Below are 16,623 nucleotides of genomic sequence, written 5' to 3' on the forward strand. Positions count from 1 at the left end.
GTATGAAGCTCGGGTAGGTGGAACGGCTCCGGGGTGAGTTATCGGAGTTCGTTGCGGATGTGTTTGCCTCGCTCCCGCGGCGGGATCAGCGTCGGTGGGGCAGGTGCTGTCTGCGGGGCCTGATGCTGGATGGCGGGCGCAAGTCGATCCAGCCGATGGCCGAGCGGCTGCCGGACGGGAACAGGCAGGCCCTGCAGCAGGTCGTGAACCAGTCGCCGTGGGATCCCATGCCAGTGCGGCGGCGGATCGCCGAGCCTCTGGCCGAGGCGATCCCGCCTGAGGTGTGGGTGGTCGACGACGTGTCGTTCCCTAAAGTGGCACGTTTGCGCCGCCCGATAATCCCGGGTGCCGTCGGGGTAGCCCGCGAGGCCAGTCATGCCGTTTGTAGTTCTCGAGCTTCGCGTCCTGAGGGCAGCGCGGTGCCCAGCAGCTTCTCTGGCAGTCTCACGAGCCGTCAGGGGCCTTCTGTCTCACAAGGCATGTCATTTCCTCGGTCTCCGAGTGGTGTGTCGCGGGGTACTTGACGCCTTGTTCTGGCCTCATCATCCGGCGCACCGTGTTGGCTCCGGAGGTGCCCGGCAGCAACTGGCGGCGCATACGTGGTGCTGTGGCGGCATCCGGGGGCTTTATGTTCTGGCGATCACTGCTGCCGTGGGTTGTACTGATTGGCGTATCTGCTGGGGGCGCGGCTGCGGTGCTGGCTGGGAGTGCCTGGCAGTGATCGCTTCCCACGCTCGTGGTGATCGTTTCCCAGTCCGCTGTTCAGGCTGGGGCCCCAGCAACTTGCAGACGCCCCTGGGGGCGGGGATCGATGCTCGCCTACGATCACGGAATGGCGGACGGCATCCAGAACTCGCAGCCCCGCCTCCGTGGAGGCCGGCGGCCGATGGAGTTGAGCAGAGAGTTCGTCGATCTCCGCAACGGCATCAATGACCTGCGCGGCAAGACTGACCTGTTCTGTGTGGGTCCGGGCTCTCTCCACCAGGCGGAGCAGTCAGCCGGATTGGCGGTGGCCGGTGGTGGCAGCACCAGAGCCCGTCTGGTGCTGGCCCTTCGGGGCGAGGATCATCCGTAAATCAGGGCCGCAAGGTGGCGGCACCGAGGTTGGTGAGGGGCTCGGTTCGACCGGGCCGGGGGAGGCGGGCATGACCAGCGAGAGAGACCTCGACTTCGGGGCCCTTCTGAAGTTCGATCAGGAGAGGGGACTCGAGGGCTGTCGGCACGACGCGGGTGCGGCCGGCCGCCGAGGGGACGCGAGGGACCAGGCTCAGTACCTCCAGGAGGCCGCCCAGCTGGAGATGCTGCCCAGGCTCTGGGAGTTCGGGGTCCAGCTCACCGAGGACGAATACAAGTCCGCGGTGCGATTGCGGTCGTGGATGACCCATGAGCAGGCAATAGCCAGGCACAGGGCTTTGTGCCGTTACCCGTCGCCGGCGAACTGGAGCCCGGACCCCGACATCAGGTACTTCTGGTCCCAGGATGGCCACCTGTTGTACGTCACGACGGCACGTGATGACGGCCGGTTCGTCGCCAACCGCGGGTTCCTGACACCTGAATGGGCCGAACACCTTCGCCGGGACATGCCTCAGCACGCGCACCTCGTGACCTTGTACGAGAAGAACCAGGCGGCTGGGCGCGGTCATGAGGGGGTCTGGCCCCCTCTCGGTACGCCACTCGAGGGTGTCTCCGTACCGGAGCCGCTGAGTCTGTGGCGAGAGCGCATAGAGGGTGAACTGCGGCGCAGGGCCACAGAGCAGGCCCAGGCCCATGACGCCGACACTCACAACAGCCAAGACCAGCAGCTACCCGATGCGGATCCAGCCGGCTATTGAGGGCAGACGGACGCCGGGTGGCCAGGTCGTCGGCCGTGCTCCTCGTCGCGGTCCCGGAGGCGTGCCACCCTCAGCCGGTTCCCAGTCCGCTAACCGGTTCGAACGACCCAGACAGCAACGCTGGCGTGGAGATCCACGGGGAATCCTCATCCCTCAACACGGGACGCCACGTTGCGAGAATCGTGTTTGCGCAGGCCAGCGCATTCCGTCGGTTGCCCGAACTGACGGCGTCAGGAACCGACCAGGGCGCCGATCAGCTTGTGGGCCGCCGCCTTGGTCAGCCGCTTCGCGGCCGTGGTGGTCTTCTCCCTGTGAGTACGCGGCTTGATGTCGGTGCCCTTGACCGCCTTGACGAACTCGGCGTCGAACCGCTCCTTGCCCATCGTCTCCGCGAGCTGGTGAGGTACTTCAGCTGAGCGGGCGTGATCGGCTCCTTCTTCGCCGCGGCCTTCCGCTTCGCGCTCTCCTCACGAATCCGCCCGTAGTACTCGTCGTTGGCCGCCTTGCGCTTCGCCTCCGATTCCGGACTGCGGCAGGTGATGTGCACGCCCTCGTGCCAGGTCTGGGTGCCGGGCTTGCCGGTGACCGCCTCCCACAGCGCGTTGGCCGTCAGCCCGGGGCCCACCAGGCCGTAGTAGCCGGTCTTGCCCCGGGGGATCACGGTGAAGCCCGCGGGCACGGCGTGGACGGTGAGCCAGTCCTGCCCGCACCCGCAGTGGGTCGCGTGGTAGCGGCCCCACTTGCTCTCCAGCGGCTCGTACACGAGACGGTCGCCGTAGTACTTCCTATCCGTCGTGAATCCCGACACCGCCGCAGTTTCCCACCGCGCCCGGTCCCGGAACAGTGGCCGTCACCCCTGCGGAGTGGATGGGAACATCGGAACGAAAACCGGCGCTACAGGCAGCCGTCACGGCTGTCGGTACAGCGGTCATCGGTGAGATTGACCTTGGGGAGGCCACAGATCACCCCGGTCGGCGCCGGCGCCTTGGCGCTATCGGGCGAGGAGGGCACTTACGGTCTTGCCGCCGGACGGCCGACGGGTCACCGCGGTGGCGCGGGCGAGGCGGTTGACCATGGGCCAGCCGAAGCCTCCGGTGCCGTCGTTCAGGTCGGGGGTGCGCATGCGCGGCGCCTGCGGGCTGCGGTCATGCACGGCCACCTCGATTCTGTCCGGGTGCGCGGTCAGGTCCAGGGTGCAGGTGCCGCCGCCATGGCGCAGGGCGTTGGTGACGAGCTCCGAGACGACCAGGACCACGGTGTCGGCAGCCTCGGCTGCGATCGGATGTACGAGACCTTCGAGGAAGTCCCGGGCGCTCTCGCGTGCGCCGGCGACGGATGTCGCGGAGCGGACGGTTGCGACGTTGACGCTCATCGTGTCCATCAGGTCACCCTGGTCTCTGTCGTCAATGCCCGGTCCTGTCTGCCCGGGCTTGTGCCCCGGCCTGCGGCCCGTTAACCCGTCGGCAGTGACGGCCTTGCGCCTGCCCTCGTCGCTGTTTGAGGTCGATTACCTCACCGTCGAACACGCGGAAATCTATGTCGGCCGGAGTAGACATTGGGTTGTGGTGTGGTTATGGTTTCTCTCGTAGCCCAGAGAGACAGCAGGGCCTGGCAGAGACGAACTGCCGGGCAGCAGTACCCGCAGTTGTAGTTCGCAGGACGGTGCGGTGGTGGAGTTCCGAAGCCAGGGTTGTTGCAGGACGGCGACGGGACTGACGACCGGACCGGGTGGCCCGCAGTGATCAGGGGCCGCCGTGAGCAGTACCGCAGTTCACGCAGTAGCAGTCCAGTAAGTGCAGTTCGCAGTACCCAGCAGTGAAGTCAGTGAGCAGCACCTCGGTAAAGGCGTCGGCTGCGGGCGCGCGTACCGGGAAGTTCGGCAGTGGGGTTCTAAGCCAGAGCAGACGCAGGACGGGCGACGGGGCTGGCTGCCGAAGAGTGGCGCTGTCGCAGGCCACTGGGTAGTTCGCATCACCAGCAGTTCGCAGTAGAGCAGTACCAGCAGTACGCAGTCCCCCGCTTGGTAAGTAGTTGATCACCGAGGGAAGAACGGAGGAGCCCCGCGCCATCAGGATCGCCCGGGCGGAAGTCTTGAGCCCGGGTACCGCAGGACATCGATAGTGAGGTGGTCTTCGGTCAAGCAACCGCGATCCCCGCATTCCCCGCCCTCTCCCGGGTGGACGTGCGGACACAGAAGGCCGGCGCAGTACCAGGGCCGGCAGATGGTGTAGCAGTTCCTTCGGGGCCCTGGTGCCATACGGCACCAGGGCCCCTCCACGCGTTCCACAGAGAGGTGCAATGACAGCAGACGACTCGTTCGGCCGTCTCGATGACGACGACTACCCCGCCTACACGATGGGCCGGGCTGCCGAGATGCTCGGCACCACCCAGGGCTTCCTCCGCGCCGTCGGAGAAGCCCGCCTGATCACCCCGCTGCGCTCCGAGGGCGGGCACCGCCGCTACTCCCGCTACCAGCTGCGCATCGCCGCCCGCGCCCGTGAACTCGTCGACCAGGGCACCCCCATCGAGGCCGCCTGCCGCATCGTCATCCTCGAAGACCAGCTCGAAGAAGCACAGCGCATCAACGCCGAATACCGCCGCGCCGCCGAATCAGCGAACCCAACGGCCGCGGCCTGAGACGGCGGAGACCTGCAACTTCCCCAGGAGCTTCGCGGCTGCCGCCCACGCATGCTGCCCGGGACGCAAAGCGTTCCGGGCAACTTCGTCTTCTATGGCCCCGGGGCCGAGAGCGACCTACGCACGGAGAGTCACTCTCATAAATGTTCATCTGTGAGAGTTCTGCGAGAAGCCCCGGAGTGATCACGTTTTCGCAGGTCGCCATTCCCAAAAGTCCTCTCGAAACCCACACGTTGTGCGATGGCGGATGGGCGGGGATGGTCTCGTTCCAGGGTCTGCTCGGCTGCACCTGATTGACGGTCTGCCGTTGCTGCGGCCGAACGAGCAGGTCTTCGAGGCGATGATCAAGGGCTGGCGCACCAGCAGCTCGCCCGAAATCCCTCGTTGGGGTACGTCGATGACCAGGAACGCACGGTCCGGGCCTTCACCCGGCATGCCGATGCGATGCCGTGGCAGTGGACGCCGCAGCACGTCGACGAATGGTCGGCCGATCTGCGGGCCGTGCACGGCTGCGTCCGCTCCACCCTGCGCAACTACCAAGGCTCCGTGCGGCAGTTCTGTCCGATACGGAAAGGCCAAGAAGGGCTCACCGCCCAAACCCTCATGCCTGTCGCGCTATGCTTTCGTCGCGCGGCTGGCCTGCGATAACGGTCATGGACTCCGCCCCGGGTGAAGGGGGCAGAACGTCCTTCTCATCCCAATGCTGGTGCGAAGCTCCCCGGTTCGGCTCCCTACTTCCACCAGCGACACTGCCGTTCGGCACGCTCTGAGGCAGCAGCACGGGAACGGATGGGAACCTCATGGGAACGGAAGGATCACGCACGATGTAGCAAGACCGGGTAGGATCTACAACCGGCAGCCGCTCTGACCTGCCGCTTTCCCCAGATCCGAGCAAAGTTGATCAAGAGCGGGATGATCACGTGCTGACTCGTAATGCGTAGGTCTCGGGTTCGAATCCCGAAGGCGGCTCCGTGAAAGCCCCAGGACTCACTCGCCGTGGCCTGGGACTTTTGCCTTATCGGATGCGTCGGCGTCGCCGCGCGCGTGCCGCTTGGCTGTCCATGGTCTCAATTGTGGTCTCAATTGCAGGTTCAGCGCGGGGCATGAAGTGGTCTCCCATGCGGCGCATGGCGTCCTTGGAGAGGTGAGATCTTCCCTAGACGTACCGGCGGGTCTGACTGATCTGGGTGTGGCGAAGGATCTCCATGATGGTCGGCATGTCCACGCCCAATTCGTTCAGGATCGTGCCCGCGGTGTGCCTGCTCCCGTCGTACAGGCGGCGGTCGCTGATACCAGCCTCTTCGAGCAGCTCCTTGAATTCCTCCCAGTCGGCCCGGGTGTCCAGCGGCCGGCCGTCCGGCCGCGTGAACACCGCGTCGTGCTCCTGCCACTCCTCTCCTGCGGCGGCGCGCATGGCGTCCTGTTGCACCTTGTGGTTGCGCAGGTAGGGGATGAACGGCGGCGGGATGGGCACGGGGTTCTGGCTCTTCTTCGTCTTGGGGCGGGTGAAGGCGAGACCACCGCCCTTGCGCTCCGGGCACGTGCTGGCGTGCTTCACGCAGCCCTTCGTGCACGGCTTGGGGCAGCCGCGCTTGTAGCCCTTGTGTGTCGTGCAGTCCTTCGGGCACGGCTCGAAGCGGTGGAGGCGGGACCCGCCAGTAGGTTTCCAACAGGGCCTGGTTACAGTTGTCTTGACTAACCGCCAGCGATGTTCGAAGCCGGCGGGAGAACGTGCGTGCGGCGGCATGCCGTCGCACGCGGGAACGAGGGAAAGCATGGGTTCGATACACAAGCGCGTCGGCGCGGTCCTCAGTACGGCCGCCCTGTTCGTCGGCGTGGCGCTCACGGCCGGGGCTGCAACCGCCAGCGCCGACGAGACGGGCGACCTCGCGCCCGACATCGATGTCTCTGTGTCCACGACCGGGGTCTCGGGCCTCACCGCGATGTCGGCGGACGGGTCGTTCACGATCCACATCACCAGCCCCAGGGACGGCCACGAGATGGGCTTCGCCCGGTGGAACGCCGACCCGCAGCCCGCGCCCGACATCCCGGGCGACTCCCTCGTCGCCAAGGACATCAGCCCCGACGGCTGGGCGGTCGAGGCCGAGCTGAGCACCGGCCGCATCGCCTCCACGCGCGGCCACAAGGCGATCTACATCGCGGTCGCTTCCGGCAACCTGCCCGAGGGGCACCCGTACAAGCTGCGTGGGTGCATCGTGAAGGGCAGCGAGCGCAAGTGCACCTCCTGGGCCCCGGTCCACGCCTGATCCGCTGAAGGGCCGGGCCGCTCAGCGGCTCGGCCGACGCGCGGGTCTCGGGCAGGGGGCGCGGCTGTTCGAGCTCGGCCTGCTGGGGCGGGCGTGTCAGCACGCGAAGCCGGATTTGCCCGTGCCGATACCGGGAAGGGCCGGGCCCGCCTGGTTCCGTCCGGGGGACAAGGTAGAACCACATCAGGTCTCGATCTTGCCCTGGCCCTTTTCGAGACTGAAGCTCTGACCAGCAAAGGTGGCTCGGGGGTCTGGCCTCGCCGCTGGTCGGGCCTTATTCGGGACGAAGAGGTCGTGGTCTCAACTGTGGTCTCATTTGCCGCAGATTCCGGCGTGGTCCGCTGGCGTTTGTCGAGGTCCGGTGTGCCCTCTGACCAGGCACGCGAGCCCCACGACGGACGCCTGTGGACGCCCCCGGATCAAGATCGGACAACTCGTAATGCGTAGGTCTCGGGTTCGAATCCCGAAGGCGGCTCCGTGAAAGCCTCAGGACTCACTCGCCGTGACCTGGGGCTTTTGCGTTATCGGATGCGCCTACGGCGACGTCCGCGAGCGTTCTTGGTGCTCGCAGTCTCAGTCCTGGTCCCAGTCTGTGGCCAGAGAGCGTTCCCCATCCGGCGCACGGCCTCCTGTGTGAGGGGCGTCGTGGCGTGCACGCACCCCGGCCATGGGGACCAGCGTTACAGCCGTTGGCGCTAAGGACTTGATCATGGACTTGGCGCAGGAACATTCGTGTCAGATCGTGCGCCAAGCCTTCGTCGACCGTCTCTCTGGGGGCCTGTGGGCCATGGTCTACCGCTATGAGCACACGCCGCCGGGCCTCTATGCACCCACGCGTACGCGCGCGAAGAAGGGTCCAGGCCCGGACGAGTCCCGGGTGCGGATGTACGCCAGCGGAGCCTTCCGCCGGCCGAGACCGCTTACGCCTACGGCGACCACCCCGAGTGGGCCGCGCCCCGGATGGCCGCGCGCCTGAAGGCCGCGCGAGCTGGATCGGCTCCTCAGTCGGGGTGTCGAGCAGGTTCCGTACGCCGTCAGTGATGTCGGCCAGGACCTCGATATAGATGCGGCACCCGGCGCCGCGCACCGTCGGCCCGTACAACGACGAGATGCTGCAGCTGCTCGCCGAGTCCGACGTTGGCGATGTGATGTACGGGGCGGTGATCTGGTGCTCGCGGGCGAGCAGGTCCCCGACCCGCGCACCGCGCCGCTGTACGGCGGGATGACGCTGGAGCCGGCACCGGAAGTGGCTCGACGCGCACCAGGCTTTGCTCTCCCGCGAGCTGCCCAGGCTCAAGTGACGGCGGCTGGGCTGCTGGTGCGGCACCTTCACCGCGATGCCGATGACCGTGCACGCGTCCCCGCACCCCACCGTCGTGTCAGCCCTGGCCACCGCCCGCCCGGGCGTCGCGGGCCACGACGAACTCCCGACGGAACTGTGACCGCCCGCTACTGAGGTTTGCCGCGCAAACCAGTTGACCAGACGCCGCCTCGAACGTATGGTTTGCAACACAGACTAGTTTGGGAGGGGCGGCAATGGAGCGCAGGAGTCTGGAGTCAGCGGCGGCGATCTACTACTACCTGAGAGGCCTTCTCTCGATCCCGGTAGGCGCCATGATCATCTTCGCGGGGCTCGGCAACCTGGCCTGGGGCCCGCTGCGCCACGCCTGGGTCTTCATGGGCTGCCTGCTGGTGGCAGCGGCGGCGTATCTGCTCATCACCCGCTACTACAACGAGAACTACGGGCGGGTCGCCCTGCCCACAAGGGCCCAGACCAAGGGCGCCGTCGCCACCGTCGTCAGCGCGGTGGTGGTCGCCGGAGGCGTGCAGGCGGACTGGTCCCTCGATCTGCCGCTCAGCCTCACCGCGGCCTCGTTCGCCCTGATCATGGTGGTCTACTACGCCGTCGGCGTAGGGCTGAGGGCGCACCACACGATCATCTGCGGCGCTCTCCTGGCAGCCGGCCTCGTACCCGTCTGGGGTGGTGCGGGAGCGGACAGCAAGGTCAATCTGGGCCTGATCCTGACGGGGGCGGCCACCATCGCGACGGGGATCTTCGACCATCGCGCCCTCAATCGCGCCTTCGGGCCCTCCGAGGAGCTGACCGCCGGGAACAGCAATGCCGGGGTCTGAAATGTCAGGGTCTGAAATCTCCAGGTCTGTCATGCCGGGGTCTGGGAACGAGGAGCTGATCCTCGATCGCCTGATCCACGAACCGGGCCGGTTGGCGATCCTGACGGTGCTGTCCTCCGTGAAAGCCGCCGACTTCGTCTTCCTCCAGCGCGCGACACGGCTCACCAAGGGGAACCTCTCCAGCCACCTGTCGAAGCTGGAGGAGGCGGGCCTGGTCGAGATCGAGAAGACCTTCGTGCACAAGAAGCCGAAGACGAGCGTCACGCTGACGGCGGTCGGGAGAGAGCGCATCGCCCATCACTGGGACCAGTTGGAGCGCTTGAGGAACTTCTCCGAGGAATCCATCCAGGAACCCGTCCAGGACTAGGGCCTCGCACACTTCACCGACGTCATGAAGTGGGCTGCCGAGCGGTCACTCGGCAGCCCACGGACGGAAGACGCACAACCACGCCCACGGGCGTGTCCTTACGCGTACGTGCCTCCATGGGAAAGGAGAACAGCTCATGCTGTTCACCGGCAAATCGATCAGGGCTCGCGGACGATCCGCACTCGGCGGGAGGGGCGGCAAGCCCCTTCTCGTGGCCGGAGCGGCCCTCCTCGCGCTCGGCGTGATCGGGCAGTACGGACCGGCCGACGAAGCCGCGGCCGCGACGGGCGCCCGGGCGGGCGAGCCCTATCGCCCGGCGCCGCTCGCCTGGGGCGCGTGCCACGACCTCCCGCCCGCCCCGCCCGGCGGGCCGGCGCCGCGAAGCCTCGAGTGCGCCGAGCTGACGGTGCCGCTCGACTACTTCAAGCCTCGCGGGAAGACCATGGAGGTGGCCCTGATCCGCCTCAGGGCGACCGACCGGGCCCACCGCATCGGCTCACTCGTGTTCAACTTCGGCGGCCCCGGCGGATCCGGGATCGACGCCCTCGCCGGGGGCTCCGCGGCCCAGTTCAAGAAGCTGGGCACCCGCTACGACCTGGTCAGCTTCGATCCCCGCGGGGTCGGCCGGAGCCGCCCGGTGCACTGCGTGGGCGACAAGCGCAAGGACGAGTGGCTGGCGATGGACACCAGCCCCGACAACGCCCGTGAGAAGGCCGCCCTCCTCTCCAGAGGAAGGGCCTTCGTCAAGGGTTGCGCAAACCGGTCCGGTGAGACCCTGCCGCACGTCGGCACGGTCGCCGCCGCCCGGGACCTGGACGTGATGCGGATCGCGCTGGGCGACCGGAAGCTGAACTACTTCGGCTTCTCGTACGGCACCTGGCTGGGCGCCGAATACGCCCACCGGTTCCCCAAGAAGGTCGGCCGCACGGTCCTTGACGGCGCCGTGAACACCGAACTGAACCCCATACGGTTCTTCCGCGAGCAGGCGGCGGGCTTCCAACGGGCGCTCGGCCACTTCGGCAGATGGGCGGCCCAGCAGCCGCAAGCGAAGGCGAACGCGAAGGCCAAGGGCTCCGCCAAGGACGCGGTGGTCACCCGGGTCGCCACCTTGCTGCACGGCCTGGACACCAAACCCGTCCCCACCGACACCAGGCGCGAACTCACCCAGAGCCTCGGCGAAGCGGGGGTCCTCACAGGGCTCTACTCCAAGGCCATGTGGCCGGCGCTCTGGCAGGCCATCCAGCAGGCGGAGTCCGGTGACGGCACCATCCTGCTGGCCCTGTCCGACGTCCTCTTCCAGCGCAGTCCCGACGGGCACTACACCAACTACCAAGACGCCGCGGGCAGCATCTACTGCGCCAGCACTCCCCAGCGCTACACCGAGCGGGACGTGGCGAAAGCACTGCCCGCGTTCACCAAGGCCTCCCCGGTCTTCGGCCCGACCCTGGCCTGGCGCCAGATGGGCTGCACCGGCTGGCCGGTCAAGGGCACTCCCACCCACCACATCGACGCCCCCGGCGCCCCGCCCATCGTGGTGATCGGCAACACGGGCGACCCCGCCACCCCCTACGCCTGGGCCCCCGCCCTGGCCGAACAACTGGGCTCCGGCGTCCTCCTGACCCTGAACGGCGAAGGCCACGGCTCCTACACGACCGGCAACCCTTGCATCCAGAAGGCAGTCAACACTTACCTCCTGCACGGAAAAACCCCGGTCAACGGCACAAAGTGCCAGTGACCAGCCCCCCGCGTACGAACGCCCCGGACCGTGATCGGTCCGGGGCGCGTCTCCACACCCTGATCCGCGAGCCGCCTGTCGGGGTCGAACCGACGGCCCTCGCTCAGCACAGGTGATCGGCCTGTTGCGGGGGTTCGGGCGTTCCTGCACGGCCGGGCGTGGACGGCGCACGCCGACGGGGTGAAGGCGTTGTTCGGTCACTCGGTGGGCCGGCTGCGCCGGCGCCGGGTGCTGCTGCCGGGGGTGAGCGTGCCGGCCCGGCAGCAGCCCGAGGTCCGCGTCACGCGGAAAAGCGGCTGCACACCACGGCGGCGTCGCCGGCCGGTATTCCGAACCTCGCCGGCCGGCGTCCCCAGTCGAGGGGCGCAAGGCGCGCGACTACGATGGGCGTATCGCCCCATCGAGGGCTTGACCAGGGGCTCGGCCCAGAGCCCGGGTTTGCGGTGGCGCCGACGCCCCAGGGCGTGCAACACTCGCCCACCTCTCTTCAGCATGCATCTCAGCACTGCCAGGGAGCATTGTCATGGCTGCTCAATCTGCCTCGATCATCCTGGAGCGCCCGGCGCAGGAACTGGCCGACGCGACCTCGAACCATCCGTTCCTGTACGAGCTGAAGCCGACCGAAGCGCGCAAGGTCCTCGACGACCTGCAAGTCGCGCCGATCGACAAGTTGCCGGTCGACGAGGAGTGGATCACCGTGCCGGCCTCCGTGGGCGACGTGCGGGTGCGCATCGTCAAACCGAAGGGCGCCACCGGAACGCTGCCCGTCGTGCTGTACATGCACGGCGGCGGCTGGGTGCTGGGCAACGCCGCCACCCATGATCGCCTGGTGCGGGAGTTGGCGGTCGGCGCCCGCGCGGCGGTGGCCTTCGTGGAGTACACCCGCTCACCGGAGGCCCAATACCCCGTGGCCATCGAGCAGGGCTACGCCACCGCACAGTGGATCACGCGCGAGGGAGCGTCCAAGAGCCTGGACGCCCGGCGCATGGCGGTGGCCGGCGACTCGGTCGGCGGGAACATGACCGCCGCGCTCGCCCTGATGGCCAAGGAACGCGGTGACGTCACGTTCGTGCAGCAGTCGATGTACTACCCGGTCACGGACGCGGCCATGGACACCAAGTCCTACGACCAGTTCGGCACCGGCTACTACCTCAGCCGCAAGGCGATGGAGTGGTTCTGGGACGCCTACATCACCGACCCGAAGCAGCGCGCGGAGATCACCGCCTCTCCCAACCACGCCACCACCGAGCAGCTCAGCGACCTGCCGCCCGCCCTGCTGCTCGTCGACGAGGCCGACGTGCTGCGCGACGAGGGCGAGGCGTACGCCGCCAAGCTGCGCGCCGCTGGCGTCCCGGTCACCACGGTGCGCTACGACGGCACGGTGCACGACTTCATGATGATCAACTCGCTCAGCCAGTCCAAAGCCACACGAGCAGCCGTCGACCAGGCCGTCTCTCTCCTGCGCGACGCCCTCGGAACCGGCTAGCGTCAGGTCCAACCGAGATCGAGCAGAGCAACTACCCCAAGGCCTCGGCGTGCTGCCGCGCGTGATCCGGGTGCCGCTCTGTCCGAGAGCCCGCCGTCGAAGCGCTGCGGATCGTGGTCGAACCTGGCGGGAGCGCCCTTCGTGGGCACTCTTTCGCCCGCCGGTGGCTCGCCGGGCGTCGGGGCACATGAACACGGGTGTGCATCGTTCGCGTTGTCCAGGAGGCCGGGGCCATGTCCGCTGCCCGGGCGGCGGGCCGGAGACCGCCGGGTCGAGGTAGGCAGGGCGGGCAGGCCCTTGCGACGCATGGCGATCCCGGTCAGCGCCTCGAGGATGGCCCGGCGGGCGTTCATGGTGGTCGTGCAGCCGGGATCGAGGTGGGGCCCCGCGCGGCTCGTGGCGCTGCTCGAGCGGGAGCTGATCCCGGAACCGGTGCCTGAGGTCCGCGGTGGTCATGAGGGAAGCATCCGCCCGGACGGGGTGCGACCGCGTCGTCCGGGCGGAGAAACCACCGGTACGTCCGCAGGAGTCCCAGGTGGTACCAGGTCCGTGGAGTACCGGGGGATCAGCGGATCCGGCCACGGCGGCGACACTCCCCCGAGTGTGGCTGTCCACGCCGAGCGCCGGCGGGCCGGATCCGATACACCGATCCAAACAGTCGTCTCCAACAGATCGCTAACATATGGCCAACACTCATACCGGTGGCTGAAAAGTGGAGGACGCTGATGCGGTTCGGCCTGCTCGGTCCGCCGGCAGTGCACGATGCCGCGGGCGAGCCGCACCCCCTCGGCAGCACCAAGATCCGCGCCCTGCTCGCCGCACTCCTGCTGCGGCCCAACCGGGTAGTCCCGGTGGACGAGTTGAAGGCGGCCCTGTGGGGCGACGAGCCGCCTGCCTCCGCCCATGCCTCCCTGCACAACCATGTGACGCGGCTGCGCCGGCTGCTCGCCGAGGCGGACCGGCTGCGGGCCGTACCGCCCGGCTATCTGCTGCGGGTCGAGCCGGGCGAGCTCGACACCGATGTTTTCGCGATGCGGATGCGCACCGCCCGCGCCGCGTACGCCGAGGGCGACTGGACCGCAGTGACCGAGGCCGCCGGCGCGGGGCTCGCGCTGTGGCGCGGGAGCCCGCTGGCCGGTCTCTACGATCCGGATGAGGGCACCCCGGCGCTCGTCCAGCGGCTGCGGGAGTCCCGGCTGCTGATGCTGGAGTGGCGGTACGACGCGGAGCTGGAGCTGCGCCGCTACGACGGGCTCGTGCCCGAACTGGCCGCACTGGTGGCGGAGTTCCCGATGCGGGAGGCCTTCCACCGGCAGCTGATGCTGGTCCTGCACCGTACGGGACGCCAGGCGGAGGCGCTGGCCGCGTACCGGTCGCTGCGCAGCACGCTCGTGGAGGAGCTGGGCGTCGAACCGGGGCCGACTGTGCAGGAGGCCCACCAGGAGGTGCTCCGCACACCAGTGGCCGCGCCCGGACCACGGCCGCCGAGACCCGCCCAACTGCCGCCCGCGCCAGGCCACTTCACCGGTCGCGACGCGCTCGTCGACGAGCTGTGCGCCGTCCTCGCGCAGCGCGCCGGCAGCCCCGTCGTCGTCTCCGGGATGGCCGGAGTCGGCAAGTCCGCCCTCGCCGTGCACGTCGCCCACGCGCTGCGCGACGAATTCCCCGACGGGCAGCTGTACCTCAATCTGCACGGCGCCACCCCGGGCGTGACCCCGCTCGACCCCGGTCACGCACTCGCCGCGCTGCTGCGCGATCTCGGCGTCGACCCGCGGCGGATTCTTGACGACATGGACGCGGCATCGGCCCTGCTGCGCTCCTCCCTCGCGCCGACCCGGACCCTGCTCGTGCTCGACGACGCGGCGTCCGCCGCGCAGGTGCGGCCGCTGCTGCCCGCGGGGCCGGGCTGCGCGGTCGTCGTCACCAGCCGTTCCCCGCTGACCGCGCTCGACGGCGCTGCCCGCTTCTCGCTCGCGCCGCTGTCGGCCGAGGACAGCGGGACGCTGCTGCGGTCCGTCTCGGGACGTGGCCTCGACGAGGGACTGGAGAGGCTCGTCGAACGGTGCGGCCGGCTGCCGCTCGCACTACGCGTCGTCGCCGCCCGCCTCGCCGCCCGCCGCGCGCTCACCGCCGACGTACTCGCCGGGCTGCTGGACGCCGAGGCCGGACGGCTCGACCATCTCGAGTACGACGACCTGAGCGTGCGCGGCTCGCTCGCCGTCGCGCACGACGGCCTCGACCCGGACGCGGCGCTCGCGCTGCGCCGCCTCGGGGCGGTGGACCTGCCGGAGTACGGCGCGCCCGCCGTCGCCCGGCTGATGGACACCGATGAACGGCGCGCGGCGGCCGCCCTCGACAGGCTCGTCGATGTGGCGTTCCTCGAGGAGCTCTCGTACGGCAGGTTCGTCCCGCACGATCTGGTACGGGACTTCGCCCGCGAACTCGCCGAGCGGGACTGCGGCCGGCCGCAGGCCGCCGAGCGCGTGCTGCGCTGGTACGCCGAGTCCGCCCGTCAGACCGGTGTCGCGCTGCTCCCGTCCAGCCAGGAGGCCGAGCTGCGGCTGCCGCCGCCGATCGGCGACGCCGCGCCGTTCGACACCGCCGAACAGGCCCTGGCCTGGGGCGACCTCGAACTGGCCAATCTGGTGGCGCTGACCGAGCGGTACGCGGCCGTGTCCCCGACAGCGCTGCTGCTCGTACGGGCCTGCTTCACCTACCTCCAGCGCCGCGGCAGGCTCCAGGAACTGGCCGTCCTCGGCGAACTGGCCCTGACCGCCGCCCGCGCGGCAGGCGACGACGAGGCCGAGGCACACGCCCTCACCGACCTCGCCGGCCGGAACTTCCTCAGCGGCAGACCCGAGCGCGCCCTCTCCCTGAACGAGCAGGCCGTCACGATCTGGCGCACCCTCGGCGACGACCGCCGCATCCAGCGCGGCCTCGGCAACCGCGGCATGCTGCTGGAGGGCCTCGGCAGGTACGAGGAGGCGGCCGGTGCGCTGGAGTCCGCCATCGGATACGCCCGCAGGCTCGGCGACGCGCACGGTGAAGCGGTCGTCCTCAGCCATCTGGGCAATCTGCACGAGCACACCGACGCCCGCGCGGCGATCGGCTACCACGAGCGAAGCCTCGCCGCCGGCGTACGGCTGGACAGCGAGATCCTCCGGCAGACCGCCCACTGCAATATCGGCTTCGCCCATCTCACCCTCGGCGAACCGGCCGAAGCCGCGCGGCACTTCGACGAGTCGCTGGCCATCCTCGGCGACGACGGCGACTGGCACGCCCAGTCCCAGTCCCGCATCGGCCGGGTCCGTGCCCTGCGCGAACTGGGCCGCGCCGAGGACGCCCACCGGGAGTGCGGGCTGCTGCTGGAGCGGGCCGAGTCACGGGCGGACACGCATATGCAGGCGCTCGTCCACCATCAGCGTGGACTGCTGCTGCGCGCGGAGGGCCGCGAGAGCGAGGCACAAGAGCGGTGGCGCCGCGCCTTCACCGCACTTCAGGCGCTGGACGGGGAGCATGCGCAGCTCCTGGAGGAGCTGCGAGCGCTGCTGGGCGGATCTGTGAGCGGATGAAACATAGTCTCCGTGCCATCGCGTCAAAGGGGTGAAGGTCGGTCACGAGAACGGAGAGACATGAGACGGTCCCGCACGGACGACTTCAGGGAGTTCGCGGCCGGGCGCGCCAGTCACCTCTTCCGCTCAGCGTGCCTCCTCACCAGTGGTGACACTCATCTCGCCGAGGACCTTGTGCAGGAGACGCTGGGCCGGATGTACGCGCTGTGGGGTCGTGTGTCGCGGATAGACAATCCGGCCGGCTACGCCCAGACCGTTCTTGTACGCACCTTCCTTACCCATCAGCGGCGGCGCTCCGCCACAGAACGCCCCATCGGTGAAGTCCCCGACAGCGCTCTGCAATCCGGCGACGACCCGGTGCTGCGCCTCGCGCTGCTCGGTGCGCTCGGGCACCTCGCGCCCAAGGACCGGGCGGTGGTGGTGCTGCGGTACTGGGAGGACCGCAGCGTCGAGGAGACCGCCGACGCCATGAAGGTCAGCTCTGCCGCCGTACGCACCAGAACGACGCGCGCGCTCGCGAAGCTCCGGGAGCAACTGGGCGGAAGTCTTGCCGAGTTCGCCGCCCACTAAGGCTCTCTGTTCTTCTATCGACCC

The 16,623-nt window shown here is 68.9% G+C and carries 13 protein-coding genes and 3 pseudogenes; 13 read left to right on the forward strand and 3 right to left on the reverse strand.

Features of this window, described 5'->3' with window-relative positions:
* Positions 1-17 precede the first annotated feature (17 nt).
* The 3 genes and pseudogenes from OG966_RS22725 to OG966_RS22735 all read left to right on the forward strand — a co-directional run.
* Positions 18-326 (forward strand): annotated as a pseudogene (locus OG966_RS22725) (transposase); the annotation flags it as partial.
* Positions 327-832: 506 nt separating this feature from the next.
* Entirely contained in the window at positions 833-1,075 is a 243-nt protein-coding gene (locus OG966_RS22730; RefSeq protein WP_326651622.1) for a hypothetical protein, read from the forward strand.
* Between the two features lie 70 nt (positions 1,076-1,145).
* Positions 1,146-1,832 (forward strand): hypothetical protein, encoded by a 687-nt coding sequence (locus OG966_RS22735; RefSeq protein WP_326651623.1) that lies wholly within the window; start codon positions 1,146-1,148, stop codon positions 1,830-1,832.
* Between the two features lie 277 nt (positions 1,833-2,109).
* Here OG966_RS22735 and OG966_RS22740 read toward each other — a convergent pair whose 3' ends face one another.
* Together OG966_RS22740 and OG966_RS22745 are read right to left on the reverse strand one after the other, a co-directional pair.
* The gene (locus OG966_RS22740) at positions 2,110-2,640 is read right to left on the reverse strand and encodes a hypothetical protein (protein WP_326651624.1); all 531 of its coding nucleotides are present in this window, start codon (positions 2,638-2,640) and stop codon (positions 2,110-2,112) included.
* Positions 2,641-2,823: 183 nt separating this feature from the next.
* Positions 2,824-3,213 carry an ATP-binding protein gene (locus OG966_RS22745; RefSeq protein ID WP_326651625.1) on the reverse strand — a complete coding sequence of 130 codons (390 nt, stop codon included), beginning with the start codon at positions 3,211-3,213 and terminating at the stop codon, positions 2,824-2,826.
* A gap of 917 nt (positions 3,214-4,130) precedes the next feature.
* Between OG966_RS22745 and OG966_RS22750 the strand changes: the two genes are divergently transcribed.
* A complete protein-coding gene (locus OG966_RS22750) occupies positions 4,131-4,469 on the forward strand; it encodes a MerR family transcriptional regulator (RefSeq protein WP_326651626.1) in 339 nt (112 codons plus the stop codon).
* 1,015 nt (positions 4,470-5,484) lie between these two features.
* On the opposite strand, the pseudogene OG966_RS22755 reads toward OG966_RS22750, so the two are convergent.
* A pseudogene (locus tag OG966_RS22755) lies at positions 5,485-6,135 on the reverse strand (tyrosine-type recombinase/integrase); the annotation flags it as partial.
* Positions 6,136-6,244: 109 nt separating this feature from the next.
* On the opposite strand from OG966_RS22755, the gene OG966_RS22760 reads away from it, so the two are divergent.
* The 9 genes and pseudogenes from OG966_RS22760 to OG966_RS22795 all read left to right on the forward strand — a co-directional run bounded on the left by OG966_RS22760 (position 6,245) and on the right by OG966_RS22795 (position 16,599).
* Positions 6,245-6,736: a hypothetical protein gene (locus OG966_RS22760; protein ID WP_326651627.1), complete on the forward strand. Its 492-nt coding sequence runs from the start codon at positions 6,245-6,247 to the stop codon at positions 6,734-6,736.
* Positions 6,737-7,800: 1,064 nt separating this feature from the next.
* Positions 7,801-7,962 carry a hypothetical protein gene (locus OG966_RS22765; RefSeq protein ID WP_326651628.1) on the forward strand — a complete coding sequence of 54 codons (162 nt, stop codon included), beginning with the start codon at positions 7,801-7,803 and terminating at the stop codon, positions 7,960-7,962.
* 310 nt (positions 7,963-8,272) lie between these two features.
* Positions 8,273-8,869 (forward strand): hypothetical protein, encoded by a 597-nt coding sequence (locus OG966_RS22770; protein WP_326651629.1) that lies wholly within the window; start codon positions 8,273-8,275, stop codon positions 8,867-8,869.
* Between the two features lie 31 nt (positions 8,870-8,900).
* Complete coding sequence (locus OG966_RS22775; RefSeq protein WP_326651630.1) at positions 8,901-9,236, forward strand: winged helix-turn-helix domain-containing protein; 336 nt, start codon at positions 8,901-8,903, stop codon at positions 9,234-9,236.
* Positions 9,237-9,372: 136 nt separating this feature from the next.
* Positions 9,373-10,971: an alpha/beta hydrolase gene (locus OG966_RS22780; protein ID WP_326651631.1), complete on the forward strand. Its 1,599-nt coding sequence runs from the start codon at positions 9,373-9,375 to the stop codon at positions 10,969-10,971.
* A 135-nt stretch (positions 10,972-11,106) separates the two neighbouring features.
* Positions 11,107-11,294 (forward strand): annotated as a pseudogene (locus OG966_RS40875) (hypothetical protein); the annotation flags it as partial.
* Positions 11,295-11,494: 200 nt separating this feature from the next.
* On the forward strand, positions 11,495-12,457 hold the full coding sequence (locus OG966_RS22785) for an alpha/beta hydrolase (RefSeq protein ID WP_326651632.1): 963 nt from the start codon (positions 11,495-11,497) through the stop codon (positions 12,455-12,457).
* Positions 12,458-13,182: 725 nt separating this feature from the next.
* Positions 13,183-16,029, forward strand: coding sequence for an AfsR/SARP family transcriptional regulator (locus OG966_RS22790; RefSeq protein WP_326655326.1), 2,847 nt, complete (start codon positions 13,183-13,185; stop codon positions 16,027-16,029).
* Positions 16,030-16,089: 60 nt separating this feature from the next.
* The gene (locus OG966_RS22795) at positions 16,090-16,599 is read left to right on the forward strand and encodes a SigE family RNA polymerase sigma factor (RefSeq protein ID WP_326651633.1); all 510 of its coding nucleotides are present in this window, start codon (positions 16,090-16,092) and stop codon (positions 16,597-16,599) included.
* Positions 16,600-16,623 lie beyond the last annotated feature (24 nt).

Source organism: Streptomyces sp. NBC_01750, from assembly GCF_035918095.1.
In the GTDB taxonomy this organism is placed as follows: domain Bacteria; phylum Actinomycetota; class Actinomycetes; order Streptomycetales; family Streptomycetaceae; genus Streptomyces.